The sequence below is a fragment of the Muricoccus nepalensis genome, from assembly GCF_006438825.1.
Classification (GTDB): domain Bacteria; phylum Pseudomonadota; class Alphaproteobacteria; order Acetobacterales; family Acetobacteraceae; genus Roseomonas; species Roseomonas nepalensis.
Genome location: NZ_RCZP01000011.1, coordinates 1 through 23514 on the forward strand (window position 1 = coordinate 1; position 23514 = coordinate 23514).

The window sequence follows — 23514 nt, forward strand, 5'->3', positions numbered from 1 at the left end:
GAAAGTCGTCGAAGTCGATGCACCAGCGCCGGTGGGCGTGGTGAGGGTCGGTGTTCACTTCTTCCCCGCCCAGGTAGGGGAAGATACGCTCGGCGTTGCGCGGGTCCTTGGCAATTAGCCGGTGCATTTCCGCAACCGGGCTGGCTGGTTTGCCGCGGCGCACCGCCTCGTCGTCGAAGGTGAAGCCCAGTCCGAGCAGGTACATGCCAACGAACACCTTGCCCTCGTTGGCCACTAGCTGCGCCGGGCTGTCGTCCAGGTCACCTTCCACCAAGTAGGCGCTAATCCGTCGCACCTGCCGCCCGTCCAGCACGGGCGACGCCATGGTGCCCTTCACCACGTGTACTACGGAAACCACCACCGCCGCCTCGCCGGGCCAGGGCAGGCGCCGCACCGCCCGGACGATCGTGCCGCCCGCGGCCAGAACGGCGCGCAGTCCGCTGTCCCGCGTGTCTCCCTGCCCCACCGTATTAGTGGCGATCAGCCCGAAGCACCCGCCCGGGCGCAGCAGCGCGAAGGCTCGGCGCACGAAATGCGCCACTAGGTCCGCGTTGCCGTGCGCACCCGGGTGCACCGCCTGCAGCCAGGGCAGGTAGTGCTCACGGTTGCCGTTGATCAGCGTGTTCTTGCCGGCGAAGGGTGGGTTGCCAACGATGGCGTCGAAGCCGGGAGTAGGGTCCGCAAACACCTCGGGGAACTCCAGCTCCCAGTGGAAGGGCTGTAGCGGGTGCGGCTCGGTGCGCAGCGTGGCCGCCGCCACGTCGATCGCCGTCCACAGCCGCGTCGTGTCCAGTCCAGCCTCGTGCAGCTGGTCCAGCGCCGTCCGGCGCGCCTTGTCCTTGCCGTGGCCGAAGAACTGCGCCACCGCGGCATTTCCGGCCCGGCGCAGGTCGGCCAGCTCTTTCTCTGCCAGGGCCTGCCGTCTCTCCTGCTCGAACAGTGCCACGTCGTCGCCCGCCGCCCGGATCTCCGAGCGCGCCGCCGCCGCCCGTTCCAACCGCGCGGAAACGAAGGAACTGAACAGGGAGGGCTGCGCCTGGTCTGCCCAGTCCAGCCGCTCCACCTGCGCGCGGCTCAAGCCGACCAGGCTGTCGCCGCAGCGCAGGGCGTGATCCAAGAAGGTGAACTCGTGGTCGCGCGCCAGGGTGGCGAGCCAGAGCGAGAGCCGGGCCAGGTCCACTGCCATGGGGTTGCGATCCACGCCGTACAGGCAGCGCTGGGCCACCAGGCGACGGGCATGAAGCTCCTCGTCTTCGTCCGGCGGGAGGACCGGGCGCTTGTCCTCGTGCACGCGCCAAGCCTCCACCAGCCGCGCCCCGAGTTGCCGGCAGGCCTCAACCAGGAAGGCGCCCGATCCCATGGCCGGGTCGCAGACCTTGAGCGACAGGACATCCTCCGGCGTGGCCGCCGGGCTGATGCGCGTGAAGGCGGGTTCCAGCGCATGGCGCACGATGGGTCCGGTCAGGTCACGCGGCGTGTAGTGGCTGCCGGTGCGGCGCCGCTCGTCCGTGGGCTGCAGCAGCGGCGTGCCTGCGGGCCAGACCCGGGCGTCAGGCGAACCGCGTTTGTCGAACACCTCGCCCAGGGCCGCGGCGAGTGCGGCCTCGTCCTTCGCGGCGGCGAGCGCCTTCTCCACCTTGGGCGGGAACTTGCCACGTTCCGTGGCCTGTTTGAGCCAGGTGCCACGCTCATTGCCGGGCTGTGCCAGCAGGGCGGGCAGGTCCACGAAGACCGGGGTGCGGTTTCGCTTGCCGGCCTCGATGGCGATGGAGGCGGCAGCGGCGGGCTCGGCGGTGAAGCCCATCACCGTCTCGTACACCGAGCCGATCTGTTCTACGTCCAAGGCCCGGTATGACAGGCGTTCGCCCTTCAGCAGCAGCAGCCCGTCCAGGATGCGGAGGACGCAGCCGTCCGAGATCGGAGGAATCCGTATAGGGTCGCCCGCCACGTCCTGGCCTTGGAGGAACGGAAAAGAGGCCGGGTTGAACAGCTTGCCGCCGCGCCCGCGCATCCAGCCCGAGCCGTCGCCCGTGTGGACCAAGCGGAACAGCACCAGCAGTTGGTGCCAGGCGCCGCGCCGTTCGTCCATCGTATCCGGATGGAGGGCGGCATCCTCGCCCAGGCGGGCATGGAGACCGCGTACACCGTAGTTCGCCTCGTAGAAGGTGCGGGAGGCCGGGTCGTCCCGGGACGGAATCAGGCCGCGGTCCTCGGCGTAAAGCAGGAACACCAGCCGCATCAGCATGGCCAGCAGTCCTTCATAGAGGTGTTCGGGGCGCTGCCGGGCCAAGACGGCGGTGGCGTCGGGTGCCGCGGCGTGGAGGCCGCGCAGCAGGTCGTGCAGGGCGCCGAGCACCTGGGTGGCGAGCGTGGCGGACACGCTGGCCTGGGCGCGGCGGCTGGCCATCAGCAGCGCAGGCAGGCGCCGGCTCTCGGCGTCGTTGAACAGGCGAATGCGGTCGAGCAGGAGCTTGAGTGCCCCCAGCATAGTGCGCCCTGCCGTGGTGCCCAACGCACGTAGCGGGACGGAAAACCAGCCGCTGCTTTCCCCGTTGGCCGGGGCGTGCACCAAGCGCAGCGCGTCGTCGGTGAGCAGGATACCGGTAGGAACGCCCGTGTCCCGAAGCAGGCGCTCCAGCCGTTGGTGCGGAGTGGCTTCCCAGCCCGGCAAGGAGCCCCGCGCGTCTGGTTCCACCCCCGACGCCTCGCATCGTACCAGGATCTGCCAGCCGGCCTTATCTGGCGTCATCACTGCAAGCTGCGGCTCCAGCACCGTTTCGGATGCGGGCAGCACGATGCGCAACGCGTCTGGGATCTCAGGACCGTTGGGGCTGCCTGCGACCTGCGACGGACGCCAGTCCAGTACCTCCGAGAAAAACGACCATGGATCGCGCAAAGCGGGGGCGCCCTCGTCGTCACCGCGCAGGAGCTCTCGGACTGCCTCGCTGTCCAGGCGACTCTGCTGTGCCGGCACAAGCGCCTGCTCGGCAAGTGCGCCGGCCGTTACGACGACCCCAACCGGTTGGACCTCACCGAGCCAATGCTTGTTGACGTCCTGGGCAGCATCGGGCTGTCCGCGCATCAGCCCGTCACCGGCCAGAGATAGACCAGCCCTACCGGTTCGAGGCGGTGGGCCGTGACCTGGTAGCCCTGCCTCACGCGCTGCGGTTCCCTTTCAATCTCGTCGCTGATCTCACCGAGCCGCTTCTGTCGGCTGGCTCGATCGAGGCGGAGCTGCTTACGCTCATCCTCGGCGAAGAGGTCCAACTGCTGCGGCGCTTCTGCCTGCCCCTCCTGTTGCAGGATGCGGTCGCGCTGGGCCAGCAGGAGATTTCGCAGTGAGGCGGCTTCCTCCTGCCCACGCGCAGCCAGCTTGCCTTCCGCGTCCGCCCGCGCCGCTTCGGCACGCCGGGCTAGCTCGGGGGCGAGGTCCTCGGCGTCCTTTCGCGCCCAGGTCAGGGCGCGGGCGGTGGCGTGCACCGGTGGCCGGCGCGGGTCCCGCAATGCGGCGTCGAGTTGGGCAAGGGTGGTCTCCTGCCCGCGGTCGCCGAACGCCCGTAGGGGTGCGCTGTCGCGAGCAGCCTCGATCCAGGGTGCTGTGACTGGGATGATCTCTTCGTGCAAGCGAGCGGCATTCGGCCCGTAAAGGGCAAGGCGGCCGAGCAGCAACGCCCGGGGCTGGGCACCCTGGCCGGCGATGACGCACACCCGCTGTAGCCCTGCCTGGAAGCCCTGGCTCAGGAAGCGCGACAGCAACCGGCGCACCAGGCGGTGCTCGAGGTGGAGTTGGACGATACCGGGCGCTTCAGTGCCGTCTCGCAAGGTTGGCGGCTTGAACGCCACTGCGCGCACCGGGCTGGCTGCACGCCACTCCGCTACCCGCTCGCCGCGGCGGCGTCGACGGTCACGCAGGTCGTCGAAGGCGTCCGCCCAGCCTGGCTCGTCAAAAGGCGGTGTATCGGGGCTGAGCCGGAAGAGTTCAGCGGCCCCGGCCTGTCCGGCCTCCGTGCCCTTGAGCGACCCGCGTGCTCGCACCAGTGCGGCATCCACAGTAGCCCGCAGCTCCTCGGGATCGACGCCGACGCGTTCCTGTGAGGCACCCAGGACACGGCGCAGGTCGTCCAGTTCGCGCTTCAGCCGGGCCTGACGACGAGCAGTCTCATCGTCGAGGTCATCGCGCGCCCGGCGGGTTCGGTCGTCCTCCTGCTCTCCGTCCACCTCGGCTGCTTGCTGACGCGCGCGGGTGATACCGTGACGCATAAGCCGATCGGCGATGCGGTCGCCTATGACCTGGCCGGCCGAGCCGAGCTGTTTGCGGATGAACTCCGTTTTTCGGACCAGGGCATCAAGGACGATGTCCTCCTCGCGTTGCTCGAACACGAAGTAGCGGCACCACACCTCGGACGAGGGCTGCAGCTTGCGGTCGATGCGACCATTGCGCTGCTCAAGCCGGGCCGGGTTCCAGGGCAGGTCGATGTGGATCAGGTCGTGGCAGCGCGATTGGAGGTTGATTCCCTCACGTGCGGCATCGGTGCAGATCAAGATACGCAGTGGTTCGGTCTTCGGGTCGGCGTTGAAGGCGCGTTTCAGCGCCTCCCGCCGATCCTGTGACGTGACGCCCGTGAACACCGCGATGCGGGGCCCGGTCGAAGTCTCCAGATCGAGGTCGACCAGCGCGGCGGTGAGCCGGCGTTCCAGCCAACGGCGGGTCGCCTCCCACTCGGTGAAGAGTACGAGGCGTCGCTCATTCCAGCGGCCGCCCGGCGCCATGTGCTCTCGCACCCACCGGTCCAGCCATGCCACCCGGGCATCGGGCTGCTCCTTGTGGCGGTCAGCGATGGCGAGCATGTCGTCCACCAACGCCAGCTCGGCCCGCCTTTCTGCCTCGGACGCCTCGCGGGCACCCACGGCGGTCGCGGCCTCGGTCGCGGCGTCTTCCTCCAGCTGCAGCACAGCTTCCGCAGCAGCCTCGTCCAGTGGCTCGTCATCAGTCTCAGGTGCCCCCGCAGCGAAAGCCATGGCCGCTTCCATGGCCGCGCGGCCGCGCTTCTCCAACCCGGCCTGATGGACGCGCAAGGTAGCCGCGAAAGCAGCAACAGAGGAGAGCAGGCGCTGCTGCAGGCCGACGAAAGCGAGCCGGCCATGGCGGGCATCTGACGTCGGCGAGTGGGCGAGGCGAGCCTCCCGCACCGCCCCATACTCCCGGAGCCGGCGGGCAAGGACCAGCTCCGGCGCGTCCTCGGCCAGGCCGCGCAGCGGTACAGATTCCACTGTGCGTTGCGGGAACTGTTCGCCCAGGCCACGCAGGTCGGACTTCAGCCGGCGCACCATCACCGGCTCGAGGTCGGCAGGCTGAACCGGCACGCCGCGGGTGAAGCGCTGTGGGTCCAACATGGCAAGCAGGCGGGAGAACGAGTTGGGGTGGCCGTTATGCGGCGTAGCCGATAGGAAAAGGCGGTGTTCGAACCGGCCAGCCAGATCGTCCAGGGCCCGGGTAAACTGGCTGTCTACGGCGTAGCGGCTACCGCCCGAGGGCGCCGCGTGGTGTGCCTCGTCCAGGATCAACAGGCTGCGTGGCCGGAAGCCACCTAGCGCTTCTCGCAAGCCTGCTGCGTAGGTCTCATCCGCGACCAAGCTGTGGGAAATCAGGAAGCGCGATCCGGCCCGCCACGGGTTTGCCAGGAAGCCACGGGTGCGTCGGAAACCGATTATGTGCTCGCGGTCCATGATCGTAAATGCGAGACCGAACTTAGCCTCCAGCTCGTCCTGCCATTGCGGGACCATGCCAGCAGGGGCCGCCACCACCACCAAGTCGATGCGTCGGCGCAGCAGCAGCTCACGCACGATCAGCCCGGCTTCGACCGTCTTGCCCAGTCCCACGTCGTCGGCGATCAGCAGATTGACCCGGGGGAGGCGCAGGGCCTTGCGAAGGGGTAGGAGTTGGTAGGCGTTTAGCTGGATGCCGGCTCGGAATGGCGCCTGGAACAGATCACGATCGCCGGCTGTGGCGGTGTTCCACTCTAGGGTGCGTAGGTAGGCCGCAAAGGTGGCCGGATCGTCGGTTCCATTCTCAGCCAGACTTTCCCAGGTATCGCTGTTACCCCGCTGAGTATCCAACTCGGCTGCCCAGACGACCTCGACTACCTCGCCCTGAGCATCGTCATCCACGCAGGCCAAGCGTACTGCGCCGACATCTTCCAACATCGGCCGGCCCTCGACTAGCCAGCGACGACCACGCACCTCAACAAACTCACCTGGTTGAGGAAGGCTAGCTACCACTCACTACTCCTAACACCAGCAACGCACCAATATCTCACCACAGCTTCACAGGGGCAATCTAAGGTTGTGAGCGCCCATCGCGTCCGGACAGTAGGACGACGGGGATCTACCACCGTTAGGATGCGTAAGATGAATTATCTGTAACCACCGCTCTTAGTTAATGACCTGCTATTCGGCGAGGCATTTCCCGACGATGGTTTTTCGCAATTGTCGGTGCCCAGTGAGGCGGCAAAGCGCGCGAATAGGTGGCCGGTACTGGGATTACCAATTCGTTATCTGAACAGTGAGAATGGGTGAAAGGTAGCCGTTTGTGCCGGCAGTAATGCAATGTCTGCTTCCACTTCCACTTCCACCTCCGACTTTGCGCTAAGGAGCACCAATGTCGTGGATGGGTCGCTTTCAGCTGTTGGGTGAAAATCAACCCAGCTTATCCACCTCCTGCCAGAACCCGACTTTGCGGCCGTGGGCGGCCCGCAGTGCCCGCTCGTAGGCTGAATGATCGGGTACGGCTCCGAAGTCCTCCACGCGCGCCGCCGTATCACGGCAGTCGTGGAGGTGCCGCGCCGCGTGCTTGTAGCGCGAGGACCGTCCGGCACCGAGCGTGAAGCCGATCATGGCCCGGCGCAGCAGCGTCGCGGCGAGCGGGTACCTGCTCTCGAGCGCCTCGGCGGCCGGCGAGAGCAGTTCGTAGAGGTCGCCGTTCAGGGCCTTGGTCCGGTCGAGAACGAGCTCGCTGGCCCGCCGCAGGTCGGGCCAGGCGGCGAGGAACTCCAGCGACCGGTGGACGTCCTCGAAGGCGAGCGCGTGCGCCATGGCTCGCTGTTCCGCCTCGACATCGTCGAAGTCCGGCAGCTTGCGAAGGAAGGCGCGGAGGTGGGTGGCGTCGAGCGTCGTGGCGAAGCGATCCCAACGGAAGGCCTGCGCCTCGTCGGACCGCCCGAGCGCCTCGAGCACGTCGACGCGCGCCCTCTCCCACTCGATCGATGCCTGTTCGCGATGCTGCGCGTCGACGCGCTCCAACGCCGCCCAGGCCTCGGGCAGGCGCCCGGCGCCGAGCAGCCGTCGCGCGATGGCGGCGGCGACGGTCGGCGTCGTGCGCGCTGAGGCGTCGAACTGTTCGATGAAGCCGTCCACGTCGCCGAGCGCGTCCGCGATCTGCTGCAGGATGACGCTGGCCGTGCGCTTCCGGTGACGAGCCTGGACCTCGTCGGCGTGGATCGGACCGGAACTCGACCAGCCGATCACCTGCCGCTTGCCGCCGGGCGATGTCGCGACCGACTCCGCCTGCCACGCCTGCACGGCATCCCGGACGATCAGCAGCCCAGCCGGGCCGAGCCGGGGCGCCAGGATGGGGACGAGCTCGTTCCAGACACCGTGTTCGTCGCCGGCCAGGGTCTGGAAGACACGGTTGGCGAGGGCGTCCGGCTCGACCTTGGCCCGCTGCGCCAGGGGGCCGAGGTCTCGGACAGCGGCGCGAAAGGCTTCGGACAGGCGGCCGCTGCCGTCGTCGGAGCGCGCGAGCACGCCCTCGGCGCAGCCGACCAGGCGCCAGAGCAGCTCGAAGGCTTCGGCCGGATCGGCCGGGGCAACCGCGTCGAGGATGGCGCGGCGCTGCACCTCCAGCTCGGCCAGCAGCGGCTTGATCTTCTGCCAGTCCAGCCAGGTTTTCGCCTGCCCGATGCGGACCAGCTGCTTAGTGACGGCGAGAGCCGTTGCACCGGCACCGCTGCGGCCTGCCAGGGCCAAGCGCAATTGGCGCTGGGCGGCGGCGTTGCCCTTGCTGATGTCCATGAGCAGTTCCGCGAGCCGCGTGGCCCCGAGCGCTTCGAGGTTCGCGGCGTTGAGGGTCTTGCCCGCAAGCACGCCACGCTTCTGGCGCGGTTGGCGATCGTCCTCAACGACCATCACGGCCATGGGCCCGGCACCACGTCGGGGGCGGCCTCGGTCCTTCATCGGATCGGTAGCCGGGTGACCACGTTTCACCCCCGCTACTTTCTCCAAACGTTCCACGTCAGCACCGCCCCCACCAGAACCATCAGTCCCGTCAGCGCCAGCATGCCGTACATGACGCGCTGCGACCCGAACTGCTGGTACAGCCAGCCACTCTGTTCGACAGCCTGGGCCGGACCGCCGAGCCGGCGAAGACTTGCCGCGAAGCCTACGGTACCCACGAGAAGCACGCCGACGGACCGGACCATGCGGATGGCAACGGTCGCGGGATCCCAGGCCATGCATGATCTCCGATCCCTGTTGCGGGTGGTTTCAGCATGGGCCGGCGGGCGGCCGCAATCAGGGGAGAGTGTGCGGGCCTTTTCGACGTACCGGCTCAGGAGCTAGGCGCCCTCGCCTTCAGTGCCCCCGCGTGCGGGTGAGCAGAGCTATCACCGACCGTCGCGGTGATGCCCGGTCGGGGAGGAGATCGTTTCCCGACACACGCTGTGGGAGCGACGGTTGCTGGCGGGCTGGGCCGCTGCTCAGAGCCATGGTCACGAGACGCACCGCTACAGAGACCAGCGGCACCACGATGTCGAGGACCGCCCTCTGTCAGGTTCCTCGCTCCCCCCTCCACGCGGCGGTCACGGTATGGCCCTGAGGTGGTCACTGGACCCGGCACCCCGCGCCGGGCGATCATCCCGGGGCGACGGCGTTCACTGGCTGTCAGCGAGCTGGGCAAGGAGAGAAAGGTGCATGACGGGGACGCCAGCCCTCGGCATTTCGCGATTCATCCCCTTCCTGCCCCGTGGAGGCGGCCGTCTCGTTGTGGAACGGGACGAGCCGTGACGCCCGGTGGAGCCGGCCCGCCTCTCCGGTCCCTGTCCCCGAGCGCCCCCGGACATACCAAGACCGTGCTGGAGAGCCTGGGCCTCGGCGGCGACGGTGACGAGTGGGCGGCCGTTGCGCGCGTCGAGAAGGAGTTCGGCGTGAGGTTCGACGAGCGAGACGCGCCGGATTGGTGGACCGTCGGTGACTCCACGCGTCGCTGCTGGGGGTACTGCCTGAGCCTTGTCCGCGTCCGGAGGAGGCCTGGGACCGCTTGGCCAGCGCGATCGCGGCCGAGACTGGTGTCGACCCGCAGCATGTCGGGCCGGAAACGCTGCTCCTCGCCCTTCCCCTGTGGGACCTGGTCGGACGCTGGCTGAAGGGACTGATCCGGCGCTGACCCGATCGGCCGCGCAAACCCCGGTAGGGGGTCAGCCCACCGATCGCCACTGGAGCCAGAGGAAGATGCAGAGCCCGAGGAGCACGCCGCCTTGGCCGGCGAGCCCGCGCAGGGCCGGACGAGCCGCCCGCGCCCTTGTCAGGGCGAGGAGGGCGGCCGCGGGGACGCCGATGGCGACGAGCGTGGCGCTCGGGCCCGTGCCCAGCATCGCGTCCGAGAAGGCCTCCAGCAGGAGGAGCCCCGACCCAACCGCGCCCATGGCGGAGGCCAGGAGGAGCGGAGCCGCGCGCTGCGGGCCGGGCAGCAGGGCAGCCAGGGCGACGCCCACGAGGGCAAGGGCTAGGGCGTGGAGGAAGGCGGGGGCGGGCCAGGTGTCCGGGTCCGGCACCCCCGCCTGCAGCGACTGGAAAGCTCCGTCTTCGAAAGGGACATGGCGCCAGATGTTCACCCCCGCCGTGGCGAACGCGAGCACGGCCGCCAGAGGCCAGACGACCACCCAGCCGCGGGCCGGGGTGAGTGCCACGCCGACAAGGCCGAACGCCAGGAGCGGCACGCCGAGCGGGTTGAGGGCGAGGTTCATCGGCCCGCCGAGGAGCAGCGGCGTGTTGGTCAGGTCGCAGCCGAGCCACAGGGCGAAAAGGCCTGCCAGCGCGGCGAGGAGGCGCAGCACCGACTTGGCCTCGCCCATCTCCGGCAGTGGCGCCGTCATGCAGGCAAGGCGCGCGGGTGGTCAGGGCGCCGATGGTGCATGCCCGTCAAGTCCGGGCCGCGTCGCCGCACTTAGCTCCGCCCGGCCCGGCGCAGGTTGTTGCGCGCCTCGGCTACGCCACCCTCGGCGGCGAGACGCCACAGCCGTGCCGCCTCATTCATGTCGCGCCGCAGCCCGCCCTGTCCTTCGGCGTAGAGCTTGCCGAGATTGTTCTGCGCCTGTGCGTTGCCCCCATCCGCCGCCAGGCGCCACAGGCGGGCGGCCTCCGCCTCGTTACGCCGCAGTCCGCCGCGACCGGCCAGGAGGAAAGTGCCGAGGCTCGCCTGGCCCGCGGGATAGCTCTGGTCCGCCGCCAGCCTATACAGCCGCGCGGCCTCCCGGTCGTCGCGCCCGAGCCCACCCTCGCCATTCTCGTACATGACGCCCAGGTTTACCTGGGCCAACGGGTAACCCTCGTCCGCCGCCGCGCGGTAGAGGCGAGCAGCAGCCCTGGCATCGCCACCCTTGTCGGCCGCGCGGGCGGCGAAGGCCACGAAGCGCACCTCGCTCGGCGCCTCCTCCATGGCGCGGGCGCAGGCGGCGCGGGCGGCGGGCCAGCGCAGGTCGGCGAGGCTTACCCCGTTCACGAGCGCCGGCAGGTTGCCCATGGCGGCTCGGGTCGGCTGCGCCAGCCGGTCGCACTCGGTGACCCCCGCCGGAACCTCCGTCAAGGCTCCTGCCGGCCCGGGACCGCTCTTCTGATCCGACCCGTCGGTCGCGGCATGGGCCGGCAATCCAGCGAGAGCCGAGAGGAGCAGGAGTGCCCCCCATGCGGTCGCGCGGCCGGTCATCTCGAACATGGCTCATCCTTCTCCGGCGCGGTGGCTGCGCCCGTCCCCCGCCTCAACGTGACCCGGCTTGTCCGGTTCAACCGTCCGGCACCGCGCGCGTGCGGCGGCAGGAGACTGGATCGCCGTCGCGGCGCAAACCCGAGGTCGACCGCGGCCAATTAGCCCCCGCCGCCGTCCCTCATGCCGGCACGTACGACGACGTTCACGACGGCCGCGCCGACCAGGACCGCCGCGTACAGGGCGACAACACCGAGGACGGCCGTCCGCTTGGTCCTTGCGATGGCCGTCGGCCGGACGGGCGTATGCACAGACTTACCCCCCATATCTGTGGATAAGTGGGCGTTACGAGCGATCAGGACGAAGGCGCGGAGGCCGACAGCCTGATCCGTAGGGGTCCGAAGGTCTGGTCCTGCTGCAAGAAGGCTTCACCATGCTTGGCCAGTTCCAAGCCGGCCAGGAAGCCGCTCGCGAGATTGGAACGACAACGCAAAGGTGAGGCGAGCATGGATCCCGACGGTCCGGGTACCAGCTCCCCCAGTTCGCCACCGCCAGGGTGGTCGCGCAACCAAGTCCGCAGGTGAGCGAGAGCTTCCGCGAGAGGCCAGACATCCAACGGGGGCGGGGCATAGGGTCGGACTGCTTCACGTAACGCTGCCCGCGGCACGTCCAGCAGATCGAAGCACGCCAGCAGGAGATCCAACAGGTCGCCGCTCTCGCCACTGCCCGCGGTGGGCGCCGTCTCCAAAGCCCCGCGGGCGAAGACCTTCTGCCCCAACTGCGGCCGCCGCTCCAGCCAGCCCGCCAGGGCCCGTGCCTGTCGACGCTGCTCGGCGCGGAGCAGACTGTCGCGCAGGCGCTCCGCCTCCGGCACCTCCGCCTCATCGTCGACGTTCACCAGCAGCTTCGATTTGAGCAGCACCAGCCAGCTGGCGGCGATCAGCCAGTCGCCCCGCTCCGCCAGCGTCGCCCTCGCCCCCGGCGCCTCCACCACGGCGACGTACTGGTCCACCAGGGCCACGATCGACAGGCGGCCGAGGTCCACCTTCTGGGCACGGGCCAGCTCCAGCAGGAAGTCGATCGGCCCCTCGTAGCCATCGAGCTGCACGACCGGGGCCGAGGCAGGACCACCCCGCTCAGTCTCGGTCATCCGGCGTCGCCGGTGGCAGACTGCAGGTCCAGCTGCAGGCCGGGCCAAGCTTTGGCCAGCCGCCGCACCGCTGCGGTCGGCGCGGCGTCGGCCGCGAAGAAAGTGAACCGCAATCCCACTTGGCCTTTGGGCCGGCGACCTGCGGGAGAGGTGAGCCGTTCCACCCGCCGCAGTTCCTCGGTGCCCCAGTGGGTGCGGAGCCAGCGCCGGGCTTCTGGGTGGTCAGGACCGAGAGCCAATACCGCCGCCGGTACGGGCAGCAGGATGTGTAGGTCCAACGGCCGGGCTCGGCTCCCCTCCGCTGCCATCAGGACCTGCCGGTGCCGATCTTCGGCGCGCTCGCGCAGCTGGGCCGCGAAGACGCGGCAGCCTTCCAACGACAGCCGCCCAGTTCGAGGGTAGCGGGACGCCAGGCGGTGGAACACGTCCTCCTCCATGGCCGCGAAGTCCATCCGCCAGGGCGTTACGCCCGGGCCCGCCGCCGCAGCGGCGAAAGCCGCTACGGCTTCGGCCGGTCCACTTAGGGTGAGCTGGAATGGCAGCCACTCGGTGTGCTCGACCGAACCCTGCCCGTCCGCGATCTCCAACCCGCTCGGTGCGGTTGGCACTACGGCATCGGCGAATGGAGGCGGAGAAGAAGGCGCGAGCGGAACCGCCTTCGGGCGCCCGCGCGGCCGCTTCGTGGCCTTCGGCTTCACCCGGGGGAGCCGCGTCGTGGGTGACGCCTCATCCCAGGGAAAGCGGATCTCCGTCACAGCCCGACTTTGCCGGCGGGGCTCTCCGACAGCAGCTTGGCCCGCCGCACGTAGCCGCGCATGGTCTTGTGGTCGCGGTGGCGCGTGTGATCCATGATGTCCTGGTCACGCACACCCTTGTCGTAGGCCTCGGTAATGAAGCCGGCGCGCAAACCGTGCGCGGTCAGGCGGTCGCCGCCCGGTACGGTGATGCCGGCGAGGTGGGCGCGTCCGAGCAGCAGGAAGCGCACGGAGTCCGGCACCAGGGCGTCGCGGCCGATGCTGCCGGCCTTGCTGATACGGCGGAACAGCGGCCCCGCGCGGTGCTTCAGTGTCGCGCGCCAGGCCTCGATGGCGCGCACCGGACAGGTCGCCGGGTTCTTGCCGCGCGGGATGCCGATCTCGGCGCCCTGGCGCTCCTGGTCTGTCTTGGACCGGCGGATGCGTACCCGCAGGCCGAACGGCGTGGGCACGACATCGGTCACTTCGAGCGCCACGAGTTCGGAGCGGCGGAAGGCGCCTGCGAAGCCCAGCAGCAACAGCGCGCGGTCGCGCCGGCCCACAGGACCATCGTCGCAGGTGTCGACAAGCTTGCGCAGGTCGGCGAGGCGGATCGCCGCGGCCTGACGCACGGGCTGGCCGTGCTCGGCGAGCACGCCCTTCAGCGTGGCGCGGATCTCGAGGCTGCCGGTCTCCCAGGGGAAGCCGTTGTAGCGATGCATCTGGCCGATGGCGGCGAGCCGGCGGCGGACGGTGGTGGGGGCGTGGGTCTCGCCGAGATGGGCAAGGTAGGCGCCGACGGTGGAGGGCTCGGCCGGGATCGGTTCGAGGCCGGCCTCGAGGCACCAAGCGGAGAAGTGCTGCCAGTCCGAGCGGTAGGCCCGCAAGGTGGCGGGCGACATGGAGCGGCGGGCGTACTCGCGAGCCTTGGCCTGCGCCGCGAGGCCTTTGGCGGTGGGCACAAGTCGCCGTTCCGGCAGGCTTTCACCTACCCCGCGTGTCGCGACGTCGCCGCCCATATCGCCTCGACCTCCTGCCTCCGGAAGCCCGAATTTGCCTCAGGCGGGCACGGTGCGCCACCCGCAATTACATTACTCGTGATAAGCGGGATTATCGCGGGTGATGGGGTGCATAGTGGTGGCTGGTAACAGCGCGATTAGGTGCAGCTAATAGGGATGACAGAGTCTCTAAGAGGCACCTCCAAACATCTTCGGCGCGGTACCCGCCGTCCGTCAGGACAGGCAGGCAGAGCGGGCCACAGCACCGGCTAGCAGGGCCGCGTTGGCGACCGGACCCGCCCGCACCGCCTCCGCCAACGCGGCAAAGCGCCCGGCGTCCATCGCTGGCGCGGCGGCGATCCATGTTACCCGGTCGTTGGCCTGCGCCACGGTCTCGCTGCGCCACTCCCCACCCTCGCCGGCGGGAGCGTTGCCGCGGGGGCCTAGCCACAGGCCCAGACGGCAGCCGCGGGGACCGACGTAGCCCGCATAGATTCCGCCCCCGACCGGCTCAACCCGCGCCAGCCGCAGCCCGGCGTACGACAGGTCGGGCAGGCCAACGTCACTTTCGATCGCCTCCGCGGCGGCGGCCAGGAAGCTGCGATGGGCAGCCAGCGCCGGTGGCTCTCGCGCTGGCAGGAGAACGAAGACCGCCGCTGCGGCCGACAGGGCGAGGGCGACCCCGCCGGCCAATGTTCCCGGCCGCCGCCAGCGCCGCCGATCCGGGCCCTGCGGGATGGCGGGCGCCGGCAGGCCAGCGTCGATCGCGGTGGCGGCGGCCCGCACTTCCGCCAGCCCGGCCAGGCGGGCGGCGAGTGCCGGGTCGTCGCGCAGGGCGCGGGCGGTGTCCGAGGCCTCGGTTGGGGAAAGCTCACCGTCCAGCAGGCCGTTCAAGCGTTCATCCATACCGCTCACGCCAGTTTCCTCCGCAGGGGAACCACGCTGCTCTCGCCCAGCTCTGCCAGCATCGTGGCGCGACCCCGGGACAGCCGGCTCATCACCGTACCTTTGGGCAGCCCGAGCGTGGCCGCGACCTCCAGGTAGGAGAAGCCCGCGAGGTCCACCAGGGCCACCACCTCGCGCTGAGCCTCTGGCAGCCGAGCCAGAGCCTGGGCGACCGCCACCCGTGCGAAGGCGGCCTCGCCTGTCGAGCGGTCGCGGCCGGGCACCGCCTCCTCCGCCGAGCGGTGGCCGCGCGCGACACGGGCGTGCCTGACGGCGTCCAGGAAGGCGTTTCGCAGGATGCGGAACAGCCAGACCCGTGCCTCCGTCTCCGTTCCCCGCGGTGGGCGGGCCGCCAGGACGCGCGCCGCGGCCTCCTGCCATAGGTCACGGGCGAGGTCGGGGTCGCTCGCCAACGCTCGGGCGTAGCGGTGCAGGGCCGCGCCGTGGCGTGCGAGCAGGTCGCGCTGTTTGGACACCTCCGCAGGATGCCGGCGACGGAGAGGGAATAAAACACCCTCCTCGCCCGTCCTTCTCCAAAAGGGCCGCTCTCCCGCGGCCCGGGGAGAACGGACGACCATGCGGACCGAGCGCAGCCTCGCGGAACTCTTCGTTGTCGATCCCGAGCGCGCCGAGGCCCTGGCCTGGGGGCGGCGCGGGGCGTTGAAAGGCGCCTCCCTCGCCGCACTGGGCGCAGCCCTGGGGGCGGCGATGCCCTTCGGAAGCCGGATGCCGGGGGGACTGCTGCCCGCCGCCTTGGCGCAGCCGGCCGGCGACGCGCCGGTGCTGCGCATGGACGGCAAGGCGCCGCTACTGCTGCTAGGCGAGCGGCCCCTGGTCGCCGAGACCCCCGAGACGCTGCTCGACGACGACGTGACGCCCGCCGACAAGATGTTCGTCCGCAATAACGGCGGCATCCCCGAGCGCTTCGCCGCCGATCCGGGGACGTGGCGCTTCAAGCTCGACGGCGAGGTGAACACCCCGCTCGACCTCAGCCTCGGCGACCTCGAAGCCCGCTTCGAGGCGGTGACGCTGCGGCTGCAGATGGAGTGCGGCGGCAACGGCCGCTCGGCTTTCGTGCCGGAAACGCGCGGTAACCAATGGAACAACGGCGCCATCTCCAACTGTGAGTGGACCGGGGTACGGCTGCGCGACATGATCCGCGCCGCCAGTCCGAAGGACACAGCCCGCTTCACCGGCCACTTCGGTGCCGACCCGCACCTGTCGGGCGCCACCGACCGCGCCGCCATCTCGCGCGGGATGCCGGTGGCCAAGGCGATGGAGGAGCACACCATCCTCGCCACCCGTATGAACGGCCAGCCGATCCCACAGCTGCACGGCTACCCGCTGCGACTGATCGTGCCGGGCTGGCCTGGATCGCTGTCGCAGAAGTGGTTGACGCGGGTCACGCTGCTGGCCGAACCGCATCGCGGGCAGGGCATGGGCGGCACCTCGTACCGCCTGCCGGTGCGGCCGATCGTGCCGGGCTCGCAGAACGACGGCGCCACCTTCGCCGACATGACCTCGATGCCAGTGCGCTCGGTGCTGACCAACCTCGCGCACGGCGCGCGCCTGCCGGCAGGCACGCGCCGGATCGAGCTACGCGGCCACGCCTGGGCCGGCGACGAGGAAGCGCGGGCGGTGCACGTTTCGGTCGACTTCGGCGCCACCTGGCAGGAGGTGGCGCTGCAGCCGCCGCCGAACCGCTACAGCTGGCAGCGCTGGAGCGGCGCGGCGGAGCTGCCGTCCGACGGCTACTTCGAGGTGTGGCACCGCGCCACCGACGCCCAGGGGCGGATGCAGCCGCACGTCGCCGCCAACTGGAACCCGCAGGGCTACGGCGCCAACGCCATCGGCCGCGCCGCCATCCTCGTCGGCTGAGGCACCGCCCCATGACCATGAGCCGGATGATCGTCGGCCTGTTCGTGCTGGTGTCGCTCACCTTGGCCGGCCAGAGGGCGGGCTGGTGGGGGCGGCACGAGGCCCGCGCGCCCTACCCGCCCACCCCCATGGCCCTGGCTTACGCGGAGACGCAACGGGCAGAGGCGGCGCGCGCGGCCGCGGTGGCGGCAGAAAACGCCCGGCTGGCGGCGGTGCAGACCCCGGCCGAGACCGAGGACGCCCTCCCGCCCGGCCATGGGCGCGAGGACACCTTCGCGCGCTGCACCGCCTGCCACTCCACCGCAATCATCCGCCGCTCCGGCCTATCGAGGGAGCGGTGGGACACGCTGATGGACTGGATGGTCGAGAAGCAGAACATGACTCCGCTGGAGCCGGACGCGCGGGTGCTGATCGTGGACTACCTTGCCGCTGCCTTTCCGGCCCGTCGCAACAATGCCCGCGCACGCAATCCCTTCCTGACCGAATGACGCGCACCAAGGGGAACGCGTCACCGTGACCCCTGAGCAGCTGCGGGTCTTCGTGGCGGTGGCTGAGCGCCAGCACGTCACCCGCGCGGCGGAGGCGCTGCACCTGGCGCAGTCGGCCACCAGCGCCGCGATCGCCGCCCTGGAGCAGCGCCATGGCGTGCTGCTGTTCCACCGGGTCGGGCGGGGGATCGAGCTGACCGCGGAGGGGCACGCCTTCCTGCCGGAGGCGCGCGCCGTGCTGGCTCGTATCGAGGCGGCGGAGCTCGCCCTGGCGGAGCTGGGCGGCTTGGTGCGCGGCACCCTGCCGGTGATGGCGAGCCAGACCGTCGCCGGTTACTGGCTGCCGCGCCACCTCGTCGGCTTCCGTCGCGCCTATCCCGGCGTCGCCGTACGCCTTTCCATCGGAAATACGGCGCAGGTGGCGGCCGCCGTGCGCGGCGGCACGGCCGAGATCGGCTTCGTGGAGGGCGCGCTCGACGGCTCCGAGTTAGAGGACCTCACCGTCGCCACCGACCAGCTTGTGCTGGTGGTCGGGCCGGATCACCCCTGGGCGAAGGCGCCGCCCGCCGCGGCGTCGCTCGCCGGGGCTGGGGACTGGGTGTTGCGCGAGGCTGGCTCCGGCACCCGCTCCGCCTTTGAGGCGTGGCTGCGCGAAGCCGGACAGGACCCGGCGGCGCTGGACATTGCCCTGGAGTTGCCGTCGAACGAGGCGGTGCGGGCGGCGGTGGAGGCGGGGATGGGCGCCACGGTGATCTCCGCTTCCGTCGCCGCCCCCTCGATCGAGGCCGGGCTGCTGCACCACGTGCCGCTGCCGATGCCGTCGCGCGCCTTCCGCGCCTTGTGGCACCAAGAGCGGCGCCGCAGCCAGGCGGCCGGGGCGCTGCTCGATCTGATCCGAGCGCCGGGACCGGGCTGAGTCGCGCGGGCCGAGGCGTCGGATCCCCGCGTCACGCCACGCCGGAAAGGCGGATCAGGCCGAGGCTGATCGCCCCGAGCACGATTAGCGACAACACCACCGCCGCCGTCGCCGGCCCGCCGGCGCGCGCCACCACTCGCACGTCCACCCCGAGCCCGAGGGCGGCCATCGAGACCACCGTCAGCGCGGTGGCGGCGGTCGCCAGCAGCGGCAGCACGACGTCCGGGATGGCGCCCGCCGAGCGCAGCGCGATCATCCCAAGAAAGCCGAGGATGAACCAGGGCAGCAGCCGGTGCAGCGGCGGCCGGCCGGCCTTCGGGCGGTCGCCCGCCGTGACGTGCGGGGCGGGCTCGTCCGCCTCCTCCCGCAGCCGGGGCGCCAGCATCGACAGGACGAGGACCACCGGCCCGAGCATCAGCACGCGCACCAGCTTGACCAGGGTGCCGACTTGCACGGCGACCGCGGCGACCGGCGCGGTCGCCGCCAGCACCTGCGGCACGGCGTAGACGGTTAGCCCTGCCAGCACGCCGTACTGGTGGCCCGAGAGCCCCAGCAGCGGCGCGAGCAGTGGCAGCCCGAGCACGGCGAGCACGCCGAGCACGGCGGTGAAGGCGATGGAGGCCGCCACGTCGTCGCCGTCCGCGCCGATCACGGGCGCGACGGCTGCGATCGCCGAGTTGCCGCAGATCGAGTTGCCGCAGGCCACCAGCAGTGCCATGCGCACAGGCAGCCCGAGCAGACGGCCGATTCCGTAGCTGGCGAGGATGGCGACCGCGACGACGCTGGCGATGCCGAGCAGCATCCAGGGCCCGATCGCCAGCACGGTGGCGGCGCTGACGCTGGCGCCGAGCAGCACCACGGCCACCTCCAGCAGGGTCTTGGCCGAGAACTCGATGCCTGGCCGCCAGCGCACCCCTGGCGCCCAGGCGGTACGGATCGCGGTGCCGATCAGGATCGCCAGCACCAGCGCCTCCAGCCAGGCGCGGCCGAACAGGGCGGCTTCGGCGTGCTCCAGGGTCAGGGCGGCGAGGGTGACCGCAACGCAGAGACCCACGCCGGGGAGGACGCGCAGCAGGAGGGAGGAGGTGGCTGCCGGCGCGGCAGCGAGTTCGGGGCGGGGCAGGGTCGCAGTCTTCACGGGCGTGGTCCTTGGTGCTGCCCGGAAGGTGGCGGGGCAGAGCGATCGGCTCCAACGCAGTTTCGCGCTCGGATCGATCACTCCCGTGGATGGATGGGTAGGACGATCGGCTCGCTTCGGATCAGGCCGTCGCGGTCCGACCCCGCCGACGCTCCTGGGCTCTCGCCCCGCCCCGTTAGCCCTCCGGCTAGGCTTGACGGAACAGGGCGCGAACCACGGCCAGCCCGGCGAACAGGGCGGCGACCGAGACCAGAAGGGACAGCAAGGCGTAGAACGAGGCCGTGCCGGTCTGGCCGCGCTCGTGCAGCACGGCCACGTCGAGTGAGAAGGTCGAGAAGGTGGTGAAGCCGCCGAGCATCCCGGTGGTGAGGAACAGCCGCCACGCCTGCCCAGGGTCCGCGCGGTGGGTGAACCAGCCGATCAGCACGCCCATCGCGAGCGAGCCCAGGACGTTCACCGTCAGCGTGGCGTAGGGGAAGTCCGTGCCCAGCAGGCGGGCGGCGAGCAGGTTCACCGCGTGGCGCAGCGCGCCGCCGATCCCGGCGCCGAGGAACACCGCCAGGTATCCCGTCATCGCCGGGGGCGCCCCTCGCCCGGCGCCGGGTGGCCGACCTTGCCCATGGTGTTTCCCCTCACCGGTGCATGAGGACCGGCAGCGCCGCGTCGCGCAGCACGTCCCGCGTCACGCCGCCGAACAGCCATTCCAGCACGACCGGACGGTCGTAGCTGCCCATCAGCAGCGCGTCGGCGCTGATGCGGCCGCAGGCGCCGAGCAGAGCAGCGCCGACCGGCTTGCCCTCCTCTAGCGGCAGGACCTCCGCCCTGATGCCGGCCTCGTGGAGCCGCTCCATCGCCTCAGATCCGTCCGGCCGGTTCCCCTTCCCACCCGCCACCAGCACCGTGACCCGGGCGTCTTGGCGCAGCCATGGCAGTGCGGCGGCGAGGGCACGCCGCGCCGCATCCTCCGGCTCCCAGGCCAGGGCGAAGTGCGCCAGGGCGGCCGGTGAGGGGGCGTTAGGCACCAGCAATAGCAACCGGTCAGCGTGGAAGATGGCCTCGTGCAGGGCATCCTGTCCGTCGAGGTTGTGCGGGCGCGCCAGGACGATCAGCCCAGCCTCGGCCGCCGCCGAGTTGACAGCCTCAGCAACGGCACCGGGCCGCTCGCGCCATTCCGCCTCCCTGCCCCTGGGCGACGCGGCAGCCCACTTGTCGAAGACGGCTCGTACGGCCGCCGCGCGTGACACGGCCGACCCCTCGCGTGCCTCGCGCAACTGCTGGATCGCGATCTCTTCGGGTGTCGCCACCAGCTGCTCGGGGTCCACATCGGGATGCAGCACGACGAGGCACGCATCCTCCACTGCAGTCTGAGCCAGCGCAGCGTGCTCGAGGCAAGCGCGCGCCGTGCCGGGCTCCGGGACGACAGCCAGGATCAACATGGGCATTGCGACGCCTCCATCCCCTGCGTGCCCCACCGTTCAGGGCCGTTGCAACGAAGCCAAGTATTCGGCGATCAGGCCCACACCCGCTTCCGTGCCGGGAGCGTGGAGTTCAGGGCCCGGCTTAATGGAAGAGGATATCCCGGAAAGCGAACGAGCGGGCCGATCCGCTCTAACGCAAGGGTGCGCTCTAACCAATCGCCGCTCTTGATGGCTTGACTGAACGCGGCCGGTGCCCTGTCCCGCGATCGCCAGCAGGATCAAAAGTACAACGAGCCCGCGTCCCGATCACGTCGAGCCAGCATGGGGCTCCACCGCCGACCACTCGCGCGTGCTCGACCATGACGAACAGGCGTACCGTCTCCACCGACCAGAAATTGAGGCTGAGTGATGAGCCGCTCGCCCAAACGGATGGATGGGGCCTGCGCCAGGGCAGGTCCGCATACGACGGCGAGAGGGCCGGTCGGCAGAACGAGTCCGGCTATCCCGGGACGCAATGCCGGACGCCGCTCGCGGCAACCCCTGGTCAGCGTGCAAGTTCCTGCGCCATCCCCAGGTGCTCCTGCAGCACGGGTAACATGTTGCGGGCCCAGGTCCGGAGCCTCTCGTTGTCCCCGCCCTCGGAGTATCGCTGGAACAGCGAGACAGCGTCCCGGTGGGCGGACACCTGATCGTCTCGGTACTGACGGTTGAACTCGTCGCTCATGAGGCCGCGCAGCCGCGTCAGCATGGCCTGCCGGTTGCCATCCATCGTGGGCGGGATCGTAGTCCCAGTCGCGTGCGACCGCACCAGCAGGGCGAGCTCGGAGGACGACTTCTGGTGCGCCTCGTTCATGCGGGCGGCAAAGGCGCGGGCCGGCGCGTCGCCGCGGATGGCGGCCAGCTCGCTGGATCCTGTCTCGAACATGTCGCCTATCGCCGTTTCGCGTACGAAGTCGGCTGTGGAGGGGCTGACACCGGTGAGCGCGTTCAGGCCGGTCCGCTCCCCGATGGACTGGGCGTGGGCGGGGGCGGGCACGCCCAGCGCCAGAGCGATGGCAATGATCAGCAGCTTGTTCATGGAACTTCCGAGCCTGGATGGGATCGACATCACCTGTCTCAGCCTACGGTCACGGGGATGCGGTGCCAGGCGGTGCAGAGGTATCCCGGGAAATTCCAGATCTCCTCGGCCGTAGCAGGCTGGGACCGGCCGGCACCGTCGATCGCCCGCACGACCAACTCGTGCTCGCCCCGCGGCAGGTTCAAGGCTGCGCTCCAGAAGGTCCAGCTCCAGGGGGCGTCCGCGTGCCGCTCGATCTCGGCAGCTGCCCATGTCCGACCGCCATCCCCTGAGACCTCGACTCGCGCGATAGCTTGGCCCGTAGCAAGTGCGTAACCCCTCAGGCGTGCGGCACCGGCTGGCAGGCGCGTCCCGGCCGAGGGCTCCAGGATCGCGGAGGTGAGCGGCATGTCGTTGATGACGACGCCCTTGCCGAAATCCTCCGTCAGCTTCGTCATATCCGGTGGGAAGAGCATGTACTCCTCCGCCTGAATACGGTTGGCGGAGGGTCGGTCCTGGACGGTGATCGCCGCCAGCCATTTCGGGCTACGCACGCCCGCGTAGCCGGGAACCACTGCCCGCAGCGGGAAGCCGTGCTGCTGCGCGAGCGGCTCGCCGTTCATAGTGAAAGCAAGGAGGGTTTCGGGAGCGAGCGCCTTGGCAATCGGGATAGAGACGCCGAAGCGGAAGCGCTTTCCCTCCTCCTCAATCTCGTCGTGGGAGTCGAAGGCGACGTGGAGGTCGGCCCCTTCCCTGGCGCCGGCCGCGCGCAACACGTCACCCAGGCTCACCCCACCCCACTCGGCGTTGCTGATCGCACCGGTCTGCCAAGCGTCGCCGGAGACGTGCTTGACGAGCCCCATGTCGGCACGCCGGTTGCCTGCGCACTGCAGCACGGCCGTGACGCGCTGCTGCGGGAAGCGGGAGCGCAAGTCGTCCAGGGATAGTTCCTGAGAGGTCAGGCCTTGGCCGCCGACGCGCAGCCGGTAATCCGCTGCGTTCAACCTTGGGATCGTGCCGTGGGAGCGGATATAGAAGTCTCGCTGAGGCGTGATGAAGGCGGCGCGCAACACCTCACCCCTCGGTTCCGCGTTGAGCGGGTAACCTCGGTGTACGATCATGTCGGGCGCAGCCATCGCGTACTGCGCCTTGGCAGATCGACCCGGCAGACCGGAAACAACGGCCAGTACTGTCACACCAGTGCCACGCATCAGCGCACGTCGCTTTATCATAAGTTGGTCTCCGTATCTGCCCGGGTGTACCGTCCGTTCGTAAGGGACAGGGTGATGTCGACGTCGTAGTCACGACGGTCACAGCTGCGCGACAGAACCCTTCGATCCAGAGTTGGCGCGAACCCTGTGACGATCAAAGCTCGCCGAACTGCCTATTCGAGCCAGCCCTCGGCTATCCTGTAGTGACGGCACTATCGCGCCTGCATCGCGGCTAGGTACTCAGCGATCGGGCCCACATCCACTTCCGCGACGGGAGCGTGGTAGGCAGTGCGCATCTTGCGGACCTCCTCCTCCCACACGGCCCGGCTGAGGGGGGGCTGGTTCAGCACCATCCCGGCGGAGTGGCAGGATAGGCAGTTGGCGTTCGCCACCTCCGATCCCGGCCCCTGGAATTGTCGATCCCCCGCCGGCAGCTCGATGCTGGCGTTGTGGAAGGGATAGGCCGCCTCGGCCGCGGCGAAGCGCAGGGCTTCGGGCGTGGGCGGGTAGGGAGCGGGCGGCGCCGGCGGTGACTTGCCGAAGAGAGCGAGGGAAATCCCCGCGACCGCCACTATGCCGTAGCAGACGTTCTGGAAGGACATGCCC

The 23514-nt window shown here is 70.1% G+C and carries 21 protein-coding genes; 4 read left to right on the forward strand and 17 right to left on the reverse strand.

Annotation, left to right across the window (positions count from 1 at the left end; all coding sequences use genetic code 11):
* The 4 genes from EAH89_RS13020 to EAH89_RS13035 all read right to left on the reverse strand — a co-directional run.
* On the reverse strand, window positions 1-3082 hold a 3082-nt coding region (locus EAH89_RS13020; RefSeq protein WP_140883727.1), incomplete at its 3' end, for an Eco57I restriction-modification methylase domain-containing protein.
* Entirely contained in the window at window positions 3082-6279 is a 3198-nt protein-coding gene (drmD, locus tag EAH89_RS13025) for a DISARM system SNF2-like helicase DrmD (RefSeq protein WP_277753819.1), read from the reverse strand. The genes drmD and EAH89_RS13020, both read right to left, overlap by 1 nt.
* A gap of 417 nt (window positions 6280-6696) precedes the next feature.
* Window positions 6697-8193 carry a DUF6880 family protein gene (locus EAH89_RS13030; RefSeq protein ID WP_241667006.1) on the reverse strand — a complete coding sequence of 499 codons (1497 nt, stop codon included), beginning with the start codon at window positions 8191-8193 and terminating at the stop codon, window positions 6697-6699.
* A 74-nt stretch (window positions 8194-8267) separates the two neighbouring features.
* The gene (locus EAH89_RS13035; RefSeq protein ID WP_206667543.1) at window positions 8268-8510 is read right to left on the reverse strand and encodes a hypothetical protein; all 243 of its coding nucleotides are present in this window, start codon (window positions 8508-8510) and stop codon (window positions 8268-8270) included.
* An 803-nt stretch (window positions 8511-9313) separates the two neighbouring features.
* Here EAH89_RS13035 and EAH89_RS33080 point away from each other — a divergent pair.
* Window positions 9314-9439: a hypothetical protein gene (locus EAH89_RS33080; protein WP_277753820.1), complete on the forward strand. Its 126-nt coding sequence runs from the start codon at window positions 9314-9316 to the stop codon at window positions 9437-9439.
* Between the two features lie 31 nt (window positions 9440-9470).
* Here EAH89_RS33080 and EAH89_RS13040 read toward each other — a convergent pair whose 3' ends face one another.
* The 7 genes from EAH89_RS13040 to EAH89_RS13070 form a co-directional block, all read right to left on the reverse strand.
* On the reverse strand, window positions 9471-10148 hold the full coding sequence (locus EAH89_RS13040; RefSeq protein ID WP_140883731.1) for a hypothetical protein: 678 nt from the start codon (window positions 10146-10148) through the stop codon (window positions 9471-9473).
* A gap of 71 nt (window positions 10149-10219) precedes the next feature.
* Window positions 10220-10858 (reverse strand): tetratricopeptide repeat protein, encoded by a 639-nt coding sequence (locus tag EAH89_RS13045; RefSeq protein ID WP_161993570.1) that lies wholly within the window; start codon window positions 10856-10858, stop codon window positions 10220-10222.
* 472 nt (window positions 10859-11330) lie between these two features.
* Window positions 11331-12125, reverse strand: a complete 795-nt coding sequence (locus tag EAH89_RS13050; protein WP_140883735.1) for a segregation and condensation protein A — start codon at window positions 12123-12125, stop codon at window positions 11331-11333.
* Window positions 12122-12712, reverse strand: coding sequence for a hypothetical protein (locus tag EAH89_RS13055; RefSeq protein WP_140883737.1), 591 nt, complete (start codon window positions 12710-12712; stop codon window positions 12122-12124). Before EAH89_RS13055 ends, EAH89_RS13050 begins: the two co-directional genes overlap by 4 nt.
* 164 nt (window positions 12713-12876) lie before the next feature.
* Window positions 12877-13878, reverse strand: coding sequence for a tyrosine-type recombinase/integrase (locus EAH89_RS13060; protein ID WP_140883739.1), 1002 nt, complete (start codon window positions 13876-13878; stop codon window positions 12877-12879).
* A 213-nt stretch (window positions 13879-14091) separates the two neighbouring features.
* Window positions 14092-14772: a hypothetical protein gene (locus tag EAH89_RS13065; RefSeq protein ID WP_140883741.1), complete on the reverse strand. Its 681-nt coding sequence runs from the start codon at window positions 14770-14772 to the stop codon at window positions 14092-14094.
* Entirely contained in the window at window positions 14769-15278 is a 510-nt protein-coding gene (locus EAH89_RS13070) for an RNA polymerase sigma factor (RefSeq protein WP_206667544.1), read from the reverse strand. Before EAH89_RS13070 ends, EAH89_RS13065 begins: the two co-directional genes overlap by 4 nt.
* Window positions 15279-15378: 100 nt before the next feature.
* On the opposite strand from EAH89_RS13070, the gene EAH89_RS13075 reads away from it, so the two are divergent.
* From EAH89_RS13075 to EAH89_RS13085, 3 genes are read left to right on the forward strand one after another with little or no spacing between them, the layout of a single operon-like run.
* Window positions 15379-16680, forward strand: coding sequence for a sulfite oxidase (locus tag EAH89_RS13075; protein ID WP_140883746.1), 1302 nt, complete (start codon window positions 15379-15381; stop codon window positions 16678-16680).
* An 11-nt stretch (window positions 16681-16691) separates the two neighbouring features.
* A complete protein-coding gene (locus tag EAH89_RS13080) occupies window positions 16692-17168 on the forward strand; it encodes a hypothetical protein (protein ID WP_140883748.1) in 477 nt (158 codons plus the stop codon).
* 25 nt (window positions 17169-17193) lie between these two features.
* Window positions 17194-18084, forward strand: a complete 891-nt coding sequence (locus tag EAH89_RS13085) for a LysR family transcriptional regulator (RefSeq protein WP_140883750.1) — start codon at window positions 17194-17196, stop codon at window positions 18082-18084.
* A 31-nt stretch (window positions 18085-18115) separates the two neighbouring features.
* On the opposite strand, the gene EAH89_RS13090 is transcribed toward EAH89_RS13085, so the two are convergent.
* The 6 genes from EAH89_RS13090 to EAH89_RS13115 form a co-directional block, all read right to left on the reverse strand.
* Window positions 18116-19222, reverse strand: a complete 1107-nt coding sequence (locus EAH89_RS13090) for a YeiH family protein (protein ID WP_140883752.1) — start codon at window positions 19220-19222, stop codon at window positions 18116-18118.
* A 187-nt stretch (window positions 19223-19409) separates the two neighbouring features.
* Window positions 19410-19796, reverse strand: coding sequence for a fluoride efflux transporter CrcB (crcB, locus tag EAH89_RS13095; RefSeq protein ID WP_140883754.1), 387 nt, complete (start codon window positions 19794-19796; stop codon window positions 19410-19412).
* 58 nt (window positions 19797-19854) lie between these two features.
* Window positions 19855-20664, reverse strand: a complete 810-nt coding sequence (locus tag EAH89_RS13100) for a universal stress protein (RefSeq protein WP_140883756.1) — start codon at window positions 20662-20664, stop codon at window positions 19855-19857.
* Window positions 20665-21184: 520 nt separating this feature from the next.
* Window positions 21185-21718 carry a DUF4142 domain-containing protein gene (locus EAH89_RS13105; protein ID WP_161993571.1) on the reverse strand — a complete coding sequence of 178 codons (534 nt, stop codon included), beginning with the start codon at window positions 21716-21718 and terminating at the stop codon, window positions 21185-21187.
* Window positions 21719-21756: 38 nt separating this feature from the next.
* Window positions 21757-22833: a molybdopterin-dependent oxidoreductase gene (locus tag EAH89_RS13110; protein WP_206667545.1), complete on the reverse strand. Its 1077-nt coding sequence runs from the start codon at window positions 22831-22833 to the stop codon at window positions 21757-21759.
* A gap of 287 nt (window positions 22834-23120) precedes the next feature.
* A complete protein-coding gene (locus tag EAH89_RS13115) occupies window positions 23121-23510 on the reverse strand; it encodes a hypothetical protein (RefSeq protein WP_206667546.1) in 390 nt (129 codons plus the stop codon).
* Window positions 23511-23514: the final 4 nt, after the last annotated feature.

What these genes read in the sequence shown, in the direction of transcription:
- EAH89_RS13030 (WP_241667006.1), bottom strand. Translation starts at nt 8,193, where the DNA reads ATGGCCGTGATGGTCGTTGAGGACGATCGCCAACCGCGCCAGAAGCGT.
- EAH89_RS13035 (WP_206667543.1), bottom strand. Translation starts at nt 8,510, where the DNA reads ATGGCCTGGGATCCCGCGACCGTTGCCATCCGCATGGTCCGGTCCGTC.
- EAH89_RS13040 (WP_140883731.1), bottom strand. Translation starts at nt 10,148, where the DNA reads ATGACGGCGCCACTGCCGGAGATGGGCGAGGCCAAGTCGGTGCTGCGC.
- EAH89_RS13050 (WP_140883735.1), bottom strand. Translation starts at nt 12,125, where the DNA reads ATGACCGAGACTGAGCGGGGTGGTCCTGCCTCGGCCCCGGTCGTGCAG.
- EAH89_RS13060 (WP_140883739.1), bottom strand. Translation starts at nt 13,878, where the DNA reads ATGGGCGGCGACGTCGCGACACGCGGGGTAGGTGAAAGCCTGCCGGAA.
- EAH89_RS13075 (WP_140883746.1), top strand. Translation starts at nt 15,379, where the DNA reads ATGCGGACCGAGCGCAGCCTCGCGGAACTCTTCGTTGTCGATCCCGAG.
- EAH89_RS13080 (WP_140883748.1), top strand. Translation starts at nt 16,692, where the DNA reads ATGACCATGAGCCGGATGATCGTCGGCCTGTTCGTGCTGGTGTCGCTC.
- crcB (WP_140883754.1), bottom strand. Translation starts at nt 19,796, where the DNA reads ATGACGGGATACCTGGCGGTGTTCCTCGGCGCCGGGATCGGCGGCGCG.
- EAH89_RS13100 (WP_140883756.1), bottom strand. Translation starts at nt 20,664, where the DNA reads ATGCCCATGTTGATCCTGGCTGTCGTCCCGGAGCCCGGCACGGCGCGC.
- EAH89_RS13105 (WP_161993571.1), bottom strand. Translation starts at nt 21,718, where the DNA reads ATGAACAAGCTGCTGATCATTGCCATCGCTCTGGCGCTGGGCGTGCCC.
- EAH89_RS13110 (WP_206667545.1), bottom strand. Translation starts at nt 22,833, where the DNA reads ATGGCTGCGCCCGACATGATCGTACACCGAGGTTACCCGCTCAACGCG.
- EAH89_RS13115 (WP_206667546.1), bottom strand. Translation starts at nt 23,510, where the DNA reads ATGTCCTTCCAGAACGTCTGCTACGGCATAGTGGCGGTCGCGGGGATT.